The organism is Amycolatopsis sp. NPDC059235 (genome assembly GCF_042754125.1).
Classification (GTDB): Bacteria; Actinomycetota; Actinomycetes; order Mycobacteriales; family Pseudonocardiaceae; genus Amycolatopsis; species Amycolatopsis albidoflava.
On sequence record NZ_JBHZAG010000095.1, the window covers coordinates 1 to 16,281 of the forward strand.

The 16,281-nt window shown below is 69.4% G+C and carries 13 protein-coding genes; 5 read left to right on the forward strand and 8 right to left on the reverse strand.

Annotation, left to right across the window (positions count from 1 at the left end):
* The first annotated feature begins 370 nt into the window (after nt 1–370).
* Both ACFXI3_RS39250 and ACFXI3_RS39255 read left to right on the forward strand, forming a co-directional pair.
* On the forward strand, nt 371–676 hold the full coding sequence (locus ACFXI3_RS39250) for a transposase (protein ID WP_378406551.1): 306 nt from the start codon (nt 371–373) through the stop codon (nt 674–676).
* On the forward strand, nt 673–1,557 hold the full coding sequence (locus ACFXI3_RS39255) for an IS3 family transposase (protein ID WP_378406553.1): 885 nt from the start codon (nt 673–675) through the stop codon (nt 1,555–1,557). Before ACFXI3_RS39250 ends, ACFXI3_RS39255 begins: the two co-directional genes overlap by 4 nt.
* Before the next feature lie 97 nt (nt 1,558–1,654).
* On the opposite strand, the gene ACFXI3_RS39260 is transcribed toward ACFXI3_RS39255, so the two are convergent.
* Both ACFXI3_RS39260 and ACFXI3_RS39265 read right to left on the reverse strand, forming a co-directional pair.
* Nucleotides 1,655–2,731 carry a GDSL-type esterase/lipase family protein gene (locus ACFXI3_RS39260; protein WP_344274251.1) on the reverse strand — a complete coding sequence of 359 codons (1,077 nt, stop codon included), beginning with the start codon at nt 2,729–2,731 and terminating at the stop codon, nt 1,655–1,657.
* A gap of 101 nt (nt 2,732–2,832) precedes the next feature.
* On the reverse strand, nt 2,833–4,266 hold the full coding sequence (locus ACFXI3_RS39265) for an amidase (protein WP_378406555.1): 1,434 nt from the start codon (nt 4,264–4,266) through the stop codon (nt 2,833–2,835).
* A 118-nt stretch (nt 4,267–4,384) separates the two neighbouring features.
* Here ACFXI3_RS39265 and ACFXI3_RS39270 point away from each other — a divergent pair, with 118 nt between their 5' ends.
* Nucleotides 4,385–4,987 (forward strand): TetR/AcrR family transcriptional regulator, encoded by a 603-nt coding sequence (locus tag ACFXI3_RS39270; protein ID WP_378406556.1) that lies wholly within the window; start codon nt 4,385–4,387, stop codon nt 4,985–4,987.
* A 33-nt stretch (nt 4,988–5,020) separates the two neighbouring features.
* Here the strand turns inward: ACFXI3_RS39270 and ACFXI3_RS39275 are convergent, their stop codons facing one another.
* The 5 genes from ACFXI3_RS39275 to ACFXI3_RS39295 are packed head-to-tail and all read right to left on the reverse strand — an operon-like array spanning nt 5,021 to nt 8,999.
* Nucleotides 5,021–6,214, reverse strand: a complete 1,194-nt coding sequence (locus tag ACFXI3_RS39275) for an RNA polymerase sigma factor (RefSeq protein WP_378406557.1) — start codon at nt 6,212–6,214, stop codon at nt 5,021–5,023.
* Entirely contained in the window at nt 6,211–6,549 is a 339-nt protein-coding gene (locus ACFXI3_RS39280; RefSeq protein ID WP_378406558.1) for a YciI family protein, read from the reverse strand. The genes ACFXI3_RS39275 and ACFXI3_RS39280 overlap by 4 nt, the downstream gene beginning before the upstream one ends.
* Nucleotides 6,550–6,565: 16 nt before the next feature.
* Nucleotides 6,566–7,276, reverse strand: coding sequence for an SDR family oxidoreductase (locus tag ACFXI3_RS39285; RefSeq protein WP_378406559.1), 711 nt, complete (start codon nt 7,274–7,276; stop codon nt 6,566–6,568).
* On the reverse strand, nt 7,273–8,127 hold the full coding sequence (locus ACFXI3_RS39290) for an oxidoreductase (protein WP_378406560.1): 855 nt from the start codon (nt 8,125–8,127) through the stop codon (nt 7,273–7,275). The genes ACFXI3_RS39285 and ACFXI3_RS39290 overlap by 4 nt, the downstream gene beginning before the upstream one ends.
* Before the next feature lie 41 nt (nt 8,128–8,168).
* Complete coding sequence (locus ACFXI3_RS39295) at nt 8,169–8,999, reverse strand: helix-turn-helix transcriptional regulator (RefSeq protein ID WP_378406561.1); 831 nt, start codon at nt 8,997–8,999, stop codon at nt 8,169–8,171.
* Between the two features lie 217 nt (nt 9,000–9,216).
* On the opposite strand from ACFXI3_RS39295, the gene ACFXI3_RS39300 reads away from it, so the two are divergent.
* Nucleotides 9,217–10,107, forward strand: coding sequence for a glycoside hydrolase family 16 protein (locus tag ACFXI3_RS39300; RefSeq protein ID WP_378406562.1), 891 nt, complete (start codon nt 9,217–9,219; stop codon nt 10,105–10,107).
* Here the strand turns inward: ACFXI3_RS39300 and ACFXI3_RS39305 are convergent.
* Entirely contained in the window at nt 10,094–10,672 is a 579-nt protein-coding gene (locus ACFXI3_RS39305; RefSeq protein WP_378406563.1) for a hypothetical protein, read from the reverse strand. The genes ACFXI3_RS39300 and ACFXI3_RS39305 overlap by 14 nt on opposite strands.
* Nucleotides 10,673–10,797: 125 nt before the next feature.
* On the opposite strand from ACFXI3_RS39305, the gene ACFXI3_RS39310 reads away from it, so the two are divergent.
* Complete coding sequence (locus ACFXI3_RS39310; RefSeq protein ID WP_378406565.1) at nt 10,798–16,275, forward strand: DUF6531 domain-containing protein; 5,478 nt, start codon at nt 10,798–10,800, stop codon at nt 16,273–16,275.
* The last annotated feature ends 6 nt before the right edge of the window (nt 16,276–16,281 follow it).

Sequence of the window (16,281 nt, forward strand, 5' to 3'; positions counted from 1 at the left end):
GGGTTGGGGGTGGGGTGGGTGCTTTGACGGTTGGGTGCATCGGCTGCGGTTTGGTGAGTGGGGCGGGGCTTGCGCCCCAATGTGGCGTTGGGTGCATGTGACGCACCGAATGCCGCATTGGGTGCGTGGGATGCACCCAACGCCGCGTTGGGGCGCATCGCGGCGGCGAGCGAGCGAACGAGCGGGTGGGAGTGGGCTGTGAAGGGCTCCTTGAGGGAATCTGATTCCGTGAAGGGGCACCTCACAGACGGCGGTGGGTCGTGAGGGGAACCCTGAGGGACTCAGAGTCTGTGGGCGTGACCCGTTTTGACGGACATCTCGGATGAGGGGCGCGGGAGCGTCTCTGGGAAGGATGTTCATCATGGTGTCCATGGGCAAGAAGAGGCCTCAGCGGTCTCGGCGGGTGTTCACGCCGGAGTTCAAGGCCGAGATCGTGGGGATATGCCAGCGTGGCGAACGGTCGATACCGCAGGTGGTGCACGATTTCGAGTTGACCGATTCCGCGGTGCGGAAATGGATCAAGCAGGCCGAGATCGACGCCGGCACCCGGGCAGACGGCCCGGCCAGCGGCGAGCTGGACGAGCTGGCGGCGTTGAAGGCGGAGAACCGCCGGCTTCGCGAAGACGTCGAGATCCTCAAGCGAGCCACGGCTTTCTTCGCGAACGAGACCCGGTGAACGTGTACCCGTTCATCGAGGCGGAGAACGCCAGCCCCACCGGCAACGTGAAACGTTCCTGTGAGCTGCTCAAGGTCTCCCGATCCGCCTACTACGCCCACCGCGCCGACGCCGGGTCCCGCCGCGGCCGCGACGACGCCGTCCTCTCGCGGAAGATCGCCGAGATCCACACCCTCTCCGCCGGCACCTACGGCGCCCCGCGCATCCGCGCGGAACTGGCCGCGGACGGGGATCGCCACGGACGGAAACGGATCGCCCGGCTCATGCGCGCCCAGGGCCTGCGCGGCCGGACGGCCCGGCGCTGGCGCACCACCACGATCCCCGATCCCGGGGCCGGCCCCGCACCGGACCTCGTCCAGCGCGGCTTCGCCCCCGACACCGCCGTCAACCGGCGCTGGTGCGGCGACATCACCTACATCCACACCTGGGAGGGCTGGCTCTACCTGGCGACGGTCATCGACATCTCCTCCCGCCGGGTCGTCGGCTGGGCGACCGCGGACAACCTGCGCACCGACCTGATCGACCAGGCGCTGCGCAGCGCGGTCGCCCAGCGCCGACCCGGACCCGGAGTGATCTTCCACTCCGACCGGGGATGCCAATACACTTCCGGCCAGTACGCCCGCCTCGCACGCGAACTCGACGTCCGCCTGTCAGTCGGCCGCAAAGGCGAATGCTGGGACAACGCCGTCGCGGAATCATTCTTCGCCACCATCAAAACCGAGCTGCTCGACCGGCAGGCCTGGCCTACCAACGCCTTGGCACACAAGGCAATCTTCACCTACATCGAAGGCTGGTACAACACCCGCCGACGACACTCCAGCCTCGGCTACCACAGCCCGGCAACCTGGGCAACCCTCCACAACCACCCACAAGTAGCCTAACCACAGCCCTCAACAAACCCGTCCGTCAAAACGGGGCAAGCCCACTGTGAGGGTTCCCCTCATGGACTGCTGCCGGGGTGAAGCGGCGCGGGGGGAGTCAGCTGACTGGTTCGGGGACGGCGTGGAGTTTGCCGTCGGGGGCGGTCAGGCAGGAGGCGTTTCCTTGCTGCGTCGTGAGGAAATCCGTGAGGCAGTCGGCGATGGCGGCGTGTCCGGCGGCGTTGGGGTGGAAGGATTCCTGCAGTGCGTGCGTCGCTCGATCCACTTGCGTCAGGTCGTTCAGGTGCAGGGTGAGCCTCGTGAACCATTCTGATGCCGGGTTCGCGCCGCCGGAGCAGGCTTCGTGGTTTTCTCCTGCTCGGGCCAGGTCCAGGAAACGGGCTCCGGATTGGGTGGCTGCTTGTTTGATGCCTGCGGAAAGCGTGCTGATTCCGGTGGTCGAAATCCATTGCAGGTCGTCGGTGCGGAACGGGCAGCCGTTGAGGCTTTGCAGGTCCGGCGGGATGTTCGGGCCTACCGGAGTGGCGTAGGACTGCAATACCAACTGGTAATCCGCGGGCACGTATCCGGCGTCGGCCAGTACCTTTTTCACATCGCCTACCGCGTTCGCCACCTTCGGCACCATTGCGTCCACTTTGGACTTCCAGGTTTCCTTCAAAGCGACGTTGCAGGACGGGCCGTCGGAGGAGAACCATGCCTTGAAGCATTCGCTCACTTGGGCGGAGAATTTCGGGTCGTCGTTCGCGCCTACGGCGATCACTACCGCCGATACCCGGTGATCCTTGACCACGTCGGCCAGTTGGGCGGCTTGGGAGCGTTCGCCCCACTGTTTGGCCTCGCCCAGGGCGACTTGGGCGGCGGGGGCGCCCGAACAAGCCAGGTTGACCCGGGCGGAGACGCCGGGGATGCGGACCTTTTCCACGAACGCGGCGGACGAGCGGTGGCACCAGTCGCCGTTCTTGCCGTCGGTGTCGGGGGTGTAGGCGCCGGCGCCTTCGCCGGAGACGGTGCTGTCTCCCAGTGAGACGATGGTCAGCGGGCCGCGGCCGGGCGGGCCTTGCCGCGGAAAAGGCTGGCCTGGGCGGCTCTCGGTGCCGAAAAAGACGAAAAAGCCCACGAGAACAGCTACGCAGGCGAGGACCAGCGCCCCCCACCACCACCGGAATCGTCGCATCGCTTGCCAAGTCTAGCGAGAACTCCGGTGGCGCCGTCAGGGTTTGGGGTGGCTGGGACGCGGGTCACCGTCCGCTGTTCGTCCAATGTGGACTCAGGGGGTCATTCGGCCGCCCAGATCGGGGGCTTGCGGTGCGTCCACGGGGCGGCTTGTTCCAGCTGTCCGGCCAGGCGGAACAGCAGGTCTTCGCGGCCGAAGGCGGCGGTGAACTGCATGCCGATCGGAAGCCCTTCGTGTTCGGCCAGGGGGACGGACATCGACGGGACCCCTGAAACGTTCGCGGCGGCGGTGTAGGGGGAGCGGTCCAGGATGCGGTCCAGCCAGCCTAGGCCGTCCAGGTGTTCGGCACCGTCGCCGTAGACGCCTAGCGGGACTGGCGGCTCCGGCAGGGTGGGGGAGAGCAGCAGGTCGTAGCGGGCGAAGTGCTGGGCGAAGGTTCGGGAGACCTGGTTGCGGATGGCCAGCGCGCGGACGAACTGGTCGGCGGTGACCTGGTGGCCGTAGCGGTAGCTGGCGAGGGTGACCGGTTCCAGGGTCGTCTCGTCGACGGGGCGGCCGGTCGCGGCGGAGATGCTGTCGATCCACGGGGCCAGGTTCGCGGTCCACATCCGGGTGTTGCCCAGGACGAATTCTTCCCAGGAGACGCCCAGTGGCAGCGTGGTCTCTTCGATCTCGTGGCTCAGGGATTCCAGCAGGCGCGCGGTTTCGGTGAGGGCTGCGGAGACTGGCGCGGTTGGCTGTCGGCCGCCCCAAGGCTGGCGCAGGACTGCGATCCGCAGGCGGCCGGGATCGAGTCGGGCTTCGGTGGCGTAGGGGCGGTCCGGGCGGGTGGCGAAGTACGGGTCGCCGGGTTCGGGGCCTTCGATCAGGTCCAGCAGGACGGCGCTGTCGCGGACGGATCGGCTCAGGCTGCCTTGCACGGCCAGTCCGCTGAAGACCTCGTCGGCACCGGGGCCCTGCGAAACCCGGCCCCGGGTCGGCTTCAGGCCGAACAATCCGTTGCTGGAGGCGGGGACTCGGATGGAACCCGCGGCGTCGGTGGCGTGCGCGAGGGGCACGATTCCGGCGGCGACGGCGGCACCGGAACCGCCGCTCGAGCCGCCTGCGCTGAGGTCAGGGGACCACGGGTTGCGGGTCGCGCCGTAGAACTCCGGTTCGGTCGTGGTGCTGTAGGCCATTTCCGGGGTGCTGGTGCGGCCGATGGTGACCAGACCCGCCTGGCGGAAGCGGCGCATCAGGAACGAGTCTTCGGGGGACACGGAGCCTGCGGCCAAGCGGCTGCCGAGTTCGCTGCGTTTGCCTGCCATGGCGACGCCCAGGTCCTTGATCAGGAACGGCACACCTGCCAGCGGGGCGGAGCCGGGGGCCGGAGCGTCTTCGGGCGGCCAGGTTTCGACTACGGCGTTGATCTGCGGATTGATCGCTTCCACAGCTCGCGCGGCCGCGTCGGCGACCTCGGCCGTCGTTACCTCGCCGCGGGCGATCAGGTCAGCCAAGGCGACCGCGTCGCAGCTCGCGTATTCGGAGATTTTCACCAGCAGGGCCCTTCGGGAGACTCATCCGTATTGAGTGATACCGAGTGGTATCACGAGGGACGGTTGTGTACCGTAGCCGGGACGAACCGGATTGCCAAGCCCTCTCGAGGAAGAACCGATGACGAGCACCTCCGACCGGCGGCCGACGAGGGTCGCGACGTTGCCGCCTCGCGAGCGCATCCTCGACGCGGCCGAGGAACTCTTCCTCAACGAGGGCGTGGTGCGGGTCGGGGTCCAGGCGATCGCGGACCGCGCCGGGACCACGAAGATGGCGATCTACCGGCACTTCGGCACCAAGGACGCGCTCATCGCGGAATGGCTGCGGATCGTCGTGCACGACTACTCCGCGGCGTTCGACGCGGCCGAACAGGCGCATCCGGGCGATTTCGCGGAGCAGATCCGCGCGGTGGGGCGGTTCATCGTCGACGGGCTGCCCGAGTTCTCCCATCGCGGCTGCCCGTTCACGAACTCCGTCGCCGAACTGCCCGACCCGGACCATCCCGCGCGGCGGCTGATCAGCGAGCACAAGACCCGGCAGTTCGCCAGGCTCCGGGCGATGTGCGAGGGGCTCGGGCTAGCCGATCCGGAGCTGGGTGCGGCGGAGTTGACGTTCGCGATGGAGGGGGCGCAGATCGCGGTGCAGAACGGCGGTGTGGAGAACGTCGGCGCGCATCTGACGAAGATCGTCGAAGGGGTCATCAGCCGCGGGAAAGCGGGCTGAGGGCGAGCTCCCGGCGAAGAAGTGATCAGTCAGTCAGCTGAGAGCGGCCCGTTTGCGTTGCAGCAGAAGGCGTTCGGCCTCGTTGGCGACCAGGCGTAAAGCCTCGTCGTAAGCCTCCGCGGCGTCGGCGGTTCGGCCTAGCCGGGCGAGCAGATCCGCCCGGACAGCGTGGAACAGGTGCCGGTGGCCGAGGTCGAGACTGTCCACAATGGTCAGCGCGACAGCGGGGCCTTCAACCTCGGCCACCGCGACGGCGCGGTTCAGCGCGACGATCGGCGTGGGGGTCAGAGCGAACAGCTGGTCGTAGAGGGCGAGGATCTGGACCCAGTCGGTGCCGTCGCTGTGGACGGCGTTGATCGCGGCCTGGATCTGGTACGGCCCGGGGCGGCCCAGTCTCAAGCACTGACGGACCAGCGACTGGCCTTCGGCGATCAGCGCCCAGTCCCAGCGGGCGCGGTCTTGGTCGGGCAGCAGGACGGGGATTCCGTCGGCGTCGAGGCGGGCAGCGCGGCGGGATTCGGTGAGCAGCTGCAGTGCGAGCAAGCCCAGGACTTCCGGTTCGTCGGGCAGCAGCGCGGCGAGGATCCGGGTCAGGCGGATCGCCTCCGCGGCCAGGTCCGGGCGGGCGAGATCCGGGCCGGTGCTGGCGGTGTGGGCTTCGGTGAAGATCAAGTACAGCACCGCGAGGACGGCGTTGAGCCGAGACGGGAGGTCGGCGGCGTCAGGAACGCGGTAGGGGATCCGGGCGTCGCGGATCTTGGCTTTCGCGCGCACCAGGCGTTGTGCCAGCGTCGATTCCGGGACTAGGAACGCGTGTGCAATCTCGGCCGTAGTGAGGCCGCCCAGCAGGCGCAGGGTGAGGGCGACCCGGGCGGCGGGGTTGAGCGCGGGGTGGCAGCAGGTGAAGATCAGCCGCAGGCGTTCGTCGGGGATCGCGCCTTCGTCGAACGGTTCGGCGGCGTGCAGGAGCGCGGCTTGCGCGTGGCGGTCGGCGCGGGTGGATTCGCGCCGGAGCCGGTCGATTCCGCGGTTGCGGGCGGTCGTGATCAGCCAGCCCGCGGGGCTCGGCGGAAGCCCTTCCGCGCGCCATTTCTTGGTGGCGATCGCGCACGCCTCCTGGACTGCGTCCTCGGCGAGGTCCAGGTCGCCGAAAACCCGGGCCAGCACCGCGACCGCGCGGCCGTGCTCGGCGCGGAAGATCCGCTCGAGCACGGCCGTCGAGATCAATGGAACTCCCGGACTTCCACCGGCAGCGTGGTGATCTCCGCGATCCGCCGGGCCCATTCGGCCGCGGCCTCCGGGCCGGGCGCGGTCACGACGGTGAAGCCGCCCAGGTGTTCCTTGCCTTCGGCGAACGGACCGTCGGTGCAGAGGACGTCCTCGCCGGAAGCGCGGACGACTCGAGCGGCGGGCGCCGGGTGCAGCCCGCCCGAGAAGACCCAGACGCCGGTCGCTTTCATCTCGTCGGTCACCGCTTCGAGGCGCGCGGCGATGCCCGCCAGCACCTCGGGATCCGGGGTCCCGCCGTCGGGCTGGTAGATCCCGAGCAGGTACTGCGGCATGCGCGCCCTCCTTCGCTCAGCGTTGCCGAGCGGGGCGCACGATCATCTCGGTGACGTCCACGTCGGCCGACTGGTCGAGAGCGTAGGCGATGGCGTCGCCGATCGCTTTCGGTTCGATCGCGTCCTTGCGGTAGATCCGCATGACCTCCTGCGTTTCCGGGTCGCTGATCGTCTCCGCCAGCTCCGAGGTGACGACGCCGGGGGAGACCGTGGTGACGCGGATCGACGGGTCGCATTCCTGCCGCAGGCCCTCGGTGATCGCCCACGCCGCGTATTTCGTCCCGCAGTACACCGCCGCGGTCGGCGTGACCTGGTGCGCGCCGATCGAGGCGACGGTGACGAAGTGGCCCCGGCGCTGGCGAGTGAAGTGCGGCAGCGCGGCGGCGATCCCGTGCAGCAGGCCCCGGACATTGACGTCGATCATCCGGTCCCATTCCTCGACCAGCCCGGCGTCCAAACGGGACAGCGGCATCACGCCGGCGTTCGCGATGAACGCGTCGATCTCGCCGTGGTCACGCACCGCGCGGTCGACGAACTCGGCGACGTCGGCGCGGTCGGTTACATCGAGGCGGTGGACTTCGATGCCGCCGGTGCTGGCGGCGAGTTCGGCCAGGCGGTCTTCGCGGCGCGCTCCGGCGACCACGTGCCAGCCGTCGGCGGCGAGGCGGCGGGCGGTGGCTTCGCCGATGCCGCTGCTGGCACCGGTGATCAGGGCGACCTTGCTCATTCGGATTCCTTCGGGAAGTCGGCGGACAGGGTGACGTCGCGCCAGTCGTCGAACGTCTTGCGGAGGGTGTCGAGGCGGGCGGTGGCGATGGCGTAAGCCGCCTGTCCGAGCAGCAGGCGCAGCGGCGGTTCGGCGGAGGTGACGGCACCGATGACCGCGGTCGCGGCGCGGTCCGGGTCGCCGGGCTGCTTGCCGTAGGTGGCGAGCGTCGAGGCGCGGCGCGCGCCCGCGGTGCCGGCGTAATCGTCGATGCGGACGGCGGATTCCCGCATGGACGGGCCCGACCAGTTGGTGCGGAACGCGGCCGGCTCGACGATCGTGACGCCGATGCCGAGCGGCGCGACCTCGGCGGCGAGCGACTCGCTGAAGCCTTCGACGGCGAACTTCGTTGCGTGGTAGTAGCCGGTCGCGCCGAAGGCGGCCAGCCCGCCGAGCGACGAGACCGAGACGATGTGACCGCTGCGCCGAGCCCGCATTCCCGGCAGGACAGCGCGGGTGAGCGCCATCAGGCCGAAGACGTTGGCCTCGAACAGTGCGCGGATCTCGGTGTCTTCGCCTTCTTCGGCGGCGGCCAGGTAACCGTAGCCCGCGTTGTTGACGAGCACGTCGATCTGGCCGAAGGCTTGGTGTGCCTCGGCGACAGCGTCGGCAATCTGCTGCTGATCGGTGACGTCGAGCGCGACCGAGACCGCACGGCCGGGGTACGTGGCGACGAGGTCGGCGACGCGTTGCGGATCGCGGGCCGTCACGACCGCGCGCAGGCCGCGTTCGAGGACGGCGGTCGCCAGTGCGCGGCCGAGACCGGTGGAACATCCGGTAATAAACCAGACGGGTGCATTGTTTTCAGACATGGATCTACCCTCGGGTGAATTCGGAAATTGCGAAAAAAGCGTCAGTGATGCGGGTGGTCGCCGGCGGCGAGGCTGCCTAGCAGTCCCAGCGCGGCCTCCGACGGACTGCCCGGATCCGCTTGGTACACCACGAGTTGCTGGCCGGGAGCGCTGTTCACGGTCATCGATTCGTAGTGCAGGGTGAGCATTCCGACGAGCTGGTGCCGGAACCGTTTCGTCTCGTGCGTTTTCTGCCGGAGGTCGTGGCGCGCCCACAACCGGCGGAAATCGGCGCTCTTGAGCGACAATTCGCCGACGGCCTCGATCAACAGCGGATCGTCCAGATCGGAGCCCGCCGCCGACCGCAGCCCGCCGACTGTGTTGACCGCGACCTGTTCCCACTCCGGGTAGAAGTCCCGGGCGTCGGGGTCGAGGAACACCAGCCGCAGCAGGTCGCCGCTGTATTCGTGCCCGCCGAACAGCGCTCCGCCGAGCAGATTCGACGCGAGGACGGTCATGCACCGGCCGAGCACGACCGCGGGAGTCTGCGGCCACGCGTCCATCAGCTGCACCAGCCGCGGACTGACGCGTTCCCTCACCGGACGTCGCTTGGGCCGCTTCGGCCGGGCCAGCGAATGCAGGTGCGCGAGCGCCTCGTCGTCGAGTCGCAGCGCCCGGCCGAGCGCGTCGACGACCTGCGCCGACGGCGTGCGCTCCCGGCCCTGCTCAAGCCGCACGTAATAGTCGGTGCTGACCCCGGCCAGCTGCGCGACCTCCTCCCGGCGCAGGCCGCTGACCCGGCGCCGGGTGTCGGCGAGCACGTCCGCGTCCGCCGGGACGGTGGTGCCGCGCCGGGCCCGCAGGAACTCGCCGAGGAGGTTGCTGTCGCTCATGAACCCAGGCTAGATCGCCGACGGCGGCCGTGGAGGTGTCAAAGGGGGTGCGGTTCTCCCACCCTGCCGGTACCCCGGCGCGCAGTGGTTCAAACCTATCCGGACGCGCCCTGCCCGCGCGCACTTCGGCCGCGGAACCGGCAGGCAGACTGTTTTGACTGGTCAGCGGCGGCGGCCGACCCTGCTGAGACCACCCCACTCGACCGGAAGGCCAACCATGCGCCGAACCCCGTTGATCCTGGCCGCCGTGGCCGCCCTGTCGATGGCCGCCGCGCCCGCGCAGGCGGCCGAAACCTGGACCACGGTGTTCGAGGACACCTTCGACGGCCCCGCCGGCACCGGCCTCGACCCGCAGAACTGGCTCTACGACAAGGGAACCGGCTACCCCGGCGGCGCGGCGAACTGGGGCACCGGGGAGATCGAGACGTCGACGGACTCGACGGACAACGTCTACCACGACGGCGCCGGGCACCTGGTGATCAAGCCGCTGCGCGACGCGAACGGCGCGTGGACGTCCGGCCGGATCGAAACCCAGCGCACCGACTTCGGCGCGCCGGCGGGCGGGCAGATGGAGATGAGCGCGACGATCCAGCAGCCGAATCCCGACCACGGCCTCGGCTACTGGCCCGCGTTCTGGGCGATGGGCGCGGACGCCCGGCCGGTCGGCGCGGCGAACTGGCCGAGCATCGGCGAACTGGACATCATGGAGAACGTGAACGCGCTGGACAAGCATTCCAGCACGTTCCACTGTGGACAGTGGGCGGGGGAGTGCCACGACCCGGACGGGATCAGCAGCGACCTGCAGGACTGCGCCGGCTGCAAGACCGGGTACCACACGTATTCGGTGGTGGTGGACCGCCGGGACGCGGCCGCCGAGGAGCTTCGGTTTTCCTTGGACGGCAAGGAAACCTTCGCGGTGAAGCAGAACCAGGTGTCCGATGCGACGTGGAAGGCCGCGGTGGACCACGGGTTCTTCGCGATCTTCGACGTGGCGATCGGCGGGTCCTATCCGAACAAGGTGTGCGGGTGCACCAGCCCGGGGGCGGACATCACGCCGGGAGCGGGGATGAGCATCGACGCGTTTTCGGTCAAGGTCAGCAAAAGCTGACCTTGGGCCACGGATCGATCCGGGCGCGGCCGAGCTGCGGCGTGGACCATTCGACGCGCTCGGCCGCCGCGGGATCGGTGAACACAAGGACCGACTCGTCGAGCCGGTTGAACACCAGCCTGGTCCAGTCCTCGATCAATTCGCCCGCGACCAGCACCAGCGGCCGGCCGCCGACGCGCAGATCGACTTCGGCGAGCACGCCTTCTTCAGCGAAGACGACGACGTCCTCGACCAGACCGGTCGGCAGTTCGTTCAGCGCCGTCCAGCGATAGATCCCGTCCCACCGCTCGCGGTTCTCGAGCCGGGGATCCGGGCGGCGTTGCGGCCACAGGCCGAACAGATCGTCGTCTTGGTACGTCAGGACGCTCAGCGTGCGGCCGTCGTCCAGGTGCGCCTGCATGCCCCACAACTGCAGACAGGGCACCGCCGGGTCGGCGAACTGGGGACCGCCGTCCGGGCCGTCCTCCCGCAGAGCCATCTTGACACCGGCCCACGACTCGATGCGCCTGCCGCGCAGCGAGTCGAAATCCTGCGCCCGCTCGACCACCCACTCGGTGTACGTCACAGCGGCAGTATCGCGGAACATCAGCAGGCGAGGCACCCTCTTAAGCAAGGCCGCCGCCTGCCGCGCGCGGGTCCGGAACCGGGTAGGTACCGTGATCAACGCAGCAGCGGGCGGAGGGGAACAACGTGAGCAATCCATTGGTGGCGCCGGTGAAGGAGACCTCGGCGATGGCCGGGGTCCCGTTGCTCGAGGACGCCACCGGGCTCAAGGACGCGATCGAGAGCAAGAACTGGGCCGCGGTCGCGATCGGGGCCGTCGGGACCGCGCTCGACGTGCTCACCGCGGTCATGGACCCGTTCGGCGCGATCTTCGCCGCGGGCGTCGGGTGGCTGATGGAGCACGTCGGCCCGCTCAAGCAAGCCCTCGACGCGCTCACCGGCAACGCCGACGAGATCAGCTCGCAGGCCGAGACCTGGACCAACGTCGCCAAAGAACTCGAAGCCGTCTCCGCGGACCTCGGCGACCTGGTCAAGAAAGACCTCGAGAACTGGCAGGGCGAGGCCGCCGACAGCTACCGCAAGCGGGCCGCGGACACCTCCGCTCTCATCGCCAGCGCCCAGAAGGGGTCCGAGGGCGCGGCCAGCGGCGTCAAGACCGCGGGCGAGATCGTCGCGGCGGTCCGGTCGCTGGTGCGGGACACGATCGCGGACCTGGTCGGGCACCTCATCTCGTGGGCGCTGCAGGTGCTGCTCACCGCGGGCATCGGGATGGCCTGGGTCGGTCCGCAGGTCGCGGCGGCGGTCGCGAAGACCGCGTCCAAGATCACCCAGATCACCACCAGGCTGGTCAAGGCTTTCAAGGCGCTCATCCCGCTGCTGAAGAAGGCCGGGACGCTGTTCGAGGACGCCGGAAAGGCGTTGAAAGGGCTCAAGGGCGGCAAGAACGCTCCCACGCACACGCCCAAGGACATCAACGTCAAAACCGAGGGCACCCGCTCCGGCCCTGGCGGCAACGAAGGCACGCACACGTCCGGGGCCGAAGGCGGCGGCGGGCACCACGGCAGTACCGGCAACACCGGCAACACCCACACCAGCAGTTCGGAAAGCGGGCACGAAGGCGGCGGCCAAGGCGGCTCCGGGTCGCACGAGACCGGCGGCAACGACGTGCACACGTCCTCGACCCAGCAGCCGAGGGGCAACCAGAACCCCGCCGAACACCACACCGACCCCAAGGAAGTCCGGGACTGCGGCGACCCGATCGACGTCGCCACCGGCGCGGTGTTCCTGGTCCAGGAGGACCTGCGCCTGCCGGGAATGCTGCCGCTGACAGTGGAACGGACCCACCGCTCGTCCTACCGCTCCGGCGGATTCTTCGGCCCCACCTGGTCCTCCACGCTGGACGAACGGCTCGAGGTCCGCGACGACGGCCTGCACTACGCCGCCCCGAACGGCGTGCTGGTCCGCTTCCCCTTCCCGCGCGACATCGAAGCCGTGGCCACCGACGACGGTCCGTATTTCGCGCTGCGCCGGATCACCACCGGGTTCATCGTCGGCGACCCGCAGAGCAACGTCATCCGCTACTTCACCGGCGACCCCGACGCGCGCACCCTCCGCCTGCACACGCTGGCCGACAGCTCGGGCAACCGGATCGTCTTCCGCTACGAGGACGGCGTGCCGGTGGAGATGGAGCACTCCGGCGGCTACCGGGTAAGCATCGATTCGGCGGACGGGCTGGTCACCGCGCTGCGCGTGCCGGACGAGCCGGTGGCGGTCCGGGAGTACCGCTACGACTCCGCTCGCCGGCTGGTCGAGGTCGTCGACGCGGTCGGCACCTCGCACAAGTTCCGCTACGACGCCGACGGCCGGATGGTGCGCTGGGACGACGTCAACGGACGCTGGTACAGCTACCAATACGACAGCGACGGCCGGTGCGTGCGCGCCCGGGGCGACGGCGGCTACCTCGACACCGAACTGTCCTACGACCGGGAAAACCTGGTCACCACGGTCACCGACTCGCTCGGCGCGGTCCGCCGCTTCCAGCTCAACGACCAGCTGAAGGTCATCGCCGAGACCGACCCGCTCGGCAACACCTCGACCACCGAATACGACGAGTACGGCCGCGTCACCGCCAGCGTCAACGCGCTCGGCCACGCCACCCGCTGGGAGTACGACGAGGTCGGCAACGTCGTCGCGGTCACCCGCCCGGACGGCACGCGGCTGGCGAACGAGTACGACGAGCGCGGCCTGCCGATCTCGACGACCGGCCCCTCCGGCGACGTCTGGCGCTACGAGTACGACGAACAAGGCAGCCTGGCCAAGGAAATCGACCCGGCGGGCGGGGTCACCGCCTACACCTACGACCCGGTCACCGGAGCGGTGGCGACGCGGACCGACGCGCTCGGCGGCGTCACCCGGATCGAGTCCGACGCGGCCGGCCTGCCCACCGCGATCACCGCTCCCGACGGCGCGGTGACCCGGTACCGCTACGACGCGCTCGGTGCGATCGCCTCGATCACCGGCCCGACCGGCGCGTTCGTGGAACGGGTGCGCAACGCGGCAGGCGATCTGGTGCAGCAGCGCAACGCCGACGGCTCGGTGAGCAAGTTCGGGTTCAAGGCGGTCGGCAACGTCGAGGAGTCGGTCGACCCGCGCGGCGGCGTGCACCGGGTCGAGTACGGCGCGTTCGGCCTGCCGCTGTCCGAACAGGACCCGGACGGCGGCGTCCGGCGGTTCGGCTACGACACCGAACTGCGGCTCACGACGGTGACGAACGAACGCGGCCTGGTCTGGCGCTACGAATACGACCGGGCGGGCCGGGTCGTCGCGGAGACCGACTACAACGGCCGGATCCTGCGCTACGGCTACGACGCGGCCGGGCAGCTCGTCCGCCGGGTCAACGCGGCCGGGCAGGCGATCGCGCTCGAATACGACGCGCTCGGCAGGCTCGTGCGGCGCGCCGCCGACGACGACGTCGCCGAATTCGCCTACGACCACGCGGACCGGATGATCCTGGCGCGCAACGGCGAGACCGAGGTCCGGTTCGACTACGACGCGTCCTGGCAGCTGGTGTCCGAGTCGATCAACGGCCGCGTCGTGCGGTCCCAGTACGACGCGCTCGGCAGGCGGACCGGCCGCCGCACGCCCAGCGGGGCCGAATCGTCGGTCGGCTACGACTCCGCGGACCGCCCGACCGCGATCACCACCGCGGGCCGCACGCTGCGGTTCGAGTACGACGCGGCGGGACAGGAAACGGTGCGCCGGCTCTTCGCCGGAACCGCGCCGGTGGCGGAACTGCGCCAGCACTGGACCTCGACCGGAAAGCTGCGCGGCCAGACCGTGCTGCGCGGCGACACGACCGTGCAGCAGCGCGACTACCGCTACCTGCCGGACGGAAACCTTTACGCGACAGGCGATCTGCTCGCCGGGCCGCGTTCGTTCGAGGTCGGCCCCGGCGGCCGCGTCAGCGCGGTCCAGGGCCCGGACTGGCGGGAAACCTACGGCTACGACGCGGCCGGTGCGATCACTGAAGCCGCCTGGCCGGGCGACCCGGCCGCAGCAGGCACCCGTACCTACCGGGGCACCCTCGTCGAGTCCGCGGGCGAGACCTGCTACGCCCACGACGCCGAGGGCCGGGTCGTGGTGCGGGAGCGCCGCGGGCAGCGGTGGGAATACCAGTGGAACTCCGCGAGCAGGCTGACCGGCGTGCGCACCCCGGACGGCACGGTCTGGCGCTACCGCTACGACGCGCTCGGCAGGCGCGTCGCCAAGCAGCGCCTCGACCAGTCGGGCGCGGTGGCCGAGCTGATCGAGTTCGCCTGGGACCACTACCAGCCCGCCGAGCAGGTGCACAGCGTCCCCGGCCGGCCGCAGGTCGCGACCGTGTGGGACTGGCTGCCCGACTCCGACCAGGTGCTCGCGCAGACCGAACGGACGCTCGGCGAACGCTCCGGCGAGCGGTTCCACGCCGTCGTCACCGACCTGGTGGGCGCGCCCGCCGAACTGCTCGACGGCGCCGGCGCGCTGGCCGGGCACCAGCGCACGTCGTTGTGGGGTTCGGTCGTGGCGGAGGACGGGACCGCGCGCACTCAGCTGCGGTTCCCCGGCCAGTACTACGACCCGGAAACCGGGCTGCACTACAACATGCACCGCTATTACGACCCGGAAACCGGCCGCTACCTCTCGCACGACCCGCTCGGCCTCGGCCCGTCCCCGGACTCGCTGGCCTACGTGGACAACCCGAACGCGATGGTCGACCCGCTCGGCCTCACCGCCTCCGCCCCGGTAGGGCCGTGTCCGAAGAAGCTCGCGGAAATGCAGCGGCAGCAGCAACAACAGCAGGCGGCCGCCAACGCGTCGCGGACGAACAACAAGCGCAAACGCGGCAACACCACGTCCGGCCAGCCCCCGGCCAAGAAGGCCGCCAAGGAACCGAAGAATCCGCCCGGCACTTTCGGCGACAAGTCCAACGAGGCCGCGCGGATCGGCGACGCGCACGGCTACAAGGTCGACGGGCAGCAGACCAACCAGCTCGAGCACGCCGGGCTCCACAAGGCCGCCGCGGAAGACGGCAGCGGTGCCGCGCGGAAGCGGTCCGACGAAAAGACCCTCGAGAACGCCGGTTTCGGCTATTACGAAAGCCACGACTTCCACCGGATGCACCCGGGCACCGGAAGCGGCAAGCAAATGCACACCTCCGGGTTCACCGGCGGGAAGACGCACGACGAGCACCAGCTGACCTACGCCCACGCGCAGCGGCAGGCCTACGAGCGCAAGGACACCTCAGGTCTGCTGCAGCTCAACCAAATGGGCTACTCGCACATGGAGGGCAAGTACACCCGCCCGACCTACCAGGTGCCGGGACGCCAGCCGCACGACACCTATGTGAGCCCGCAGGAAAAGGTCTACCACGGCGACGACCCGAAACACGTCCACCATCCCGACTTCCACGACCCGAAGCACGGCATCCACACCTACGGAACCGACACCAGGCCGGTGCCCGGGAAGCAGCACCCGGACGGCTCCGAAGTACGGGAACGGATCGAAAACACCCCGGAACAGCGGCAGGCTTCGGCGGACGCCTACAAACAGCGGGCGGAAGACGCGAAGGCCGAACAAGCCCGCCGCGACGACCTCAACGAACACCGCAGCGAAATCGAAAACGGCAACGACGCCGCGCGCAAGAAAGAGCTCAAGGACTTCGACGACGAGCAGCGGTGGATGCGCGGGTCCGAGGATTCCTACCACCGCATGGTCGACGAAATGTACGCCGGCGGCAAGGGAATGCCGTATGTCCCGGCTCCCGGCTCGAAAGCGCACGCGGACATGACCGCGTCCGGCGACTCGTTCGCGCGGACCGACCCGCTCACCGCGGGCGGCCGGGCCGAAGCGCACCTGGCGTACGAACAGCGCCGCACCGGCGAATACCCCAAGGGATCCGCCGACGAACTGCTCGACAAATGGGGCTTCCAGGCTCCGAAGGACAAGAACGACCCGATGTATAAACGGTGGGAGAACGGCGATTACGACCCGCCGGAACTGCGCGGCCACGACGGGAACACACCCATTTCGGACGCGAAGCGCGCCGAGATGAAGGCAATGGAGGAAAAGGCGCTCGCGCAGCAAACGCGGGCCCTGGAGCTGGACGAGAACAACGGGGGACTTTGACGCGCT

Excerpts from the sequence above, each read along its gene's own strand:
- ACFXI3_RS39295 (WP_378406561.1), bottom strand. The coding sequence starts at position 8,999 with ATGAGCGACAGCAACCTCCTCGGCGAGTTCCTGCGGGCCCGGCGCGGC.
- ACFXI3_RS39250 (WP_378406551.1), top strand. The coding sequence starts at position 371 with ATGGGCAAGAAGAGGCCTCAGCGGTCTCGGCGGGTGTTCACGCCGGAG.
- ACFXI3_RS39270 (WP_378406556.1), top strand. The coding sequence starts at position 4,385 with ATGACGAGCACCTCCGACCGGCGGCCGACGAGGGTCGCGACGTTGCCG.
- ACFXI3_RS39290 (WP_378406560.1), bottom strand. The coding sequence starts at position 8,127 with ATGTCTGAAAACAATGCACCCGTCTGGTTTATTACCGGATGTTCCACC.
- ACFXI3_RS39300 (WP_378406562.1), top strand. The coding sequence starts at position 9,217 with ATGCGCCGAACCCCGTTGATCCTGGCCGCCGTGGCCGCCCTGTCGATG.
- ACFXI3_RS39280 (WP_378406558.1), bottom strand. The coding sequence starts at position 6,549 with ATGCCGCAGTACCTGCTCGGGATCTACCAGCCCGACGGCGGGACCCCG.
- ACFXI3_RS39285 (WP_378406559.1), bottom strand. The coding sequence starts at position 7,276 with ATGAGCAAGGTCGCCCTGATCACCGGTGCCAGCAGCGGCATCGGCGAA.
- ACFXI3_RS39260 (WP_344274251.1), bottom strand. The coding sequence starts at position 2,731 with ATGCGACGATTCCGGTGGTGGTGGGGGGCGCTGGTCCTCGCCTGCGTA.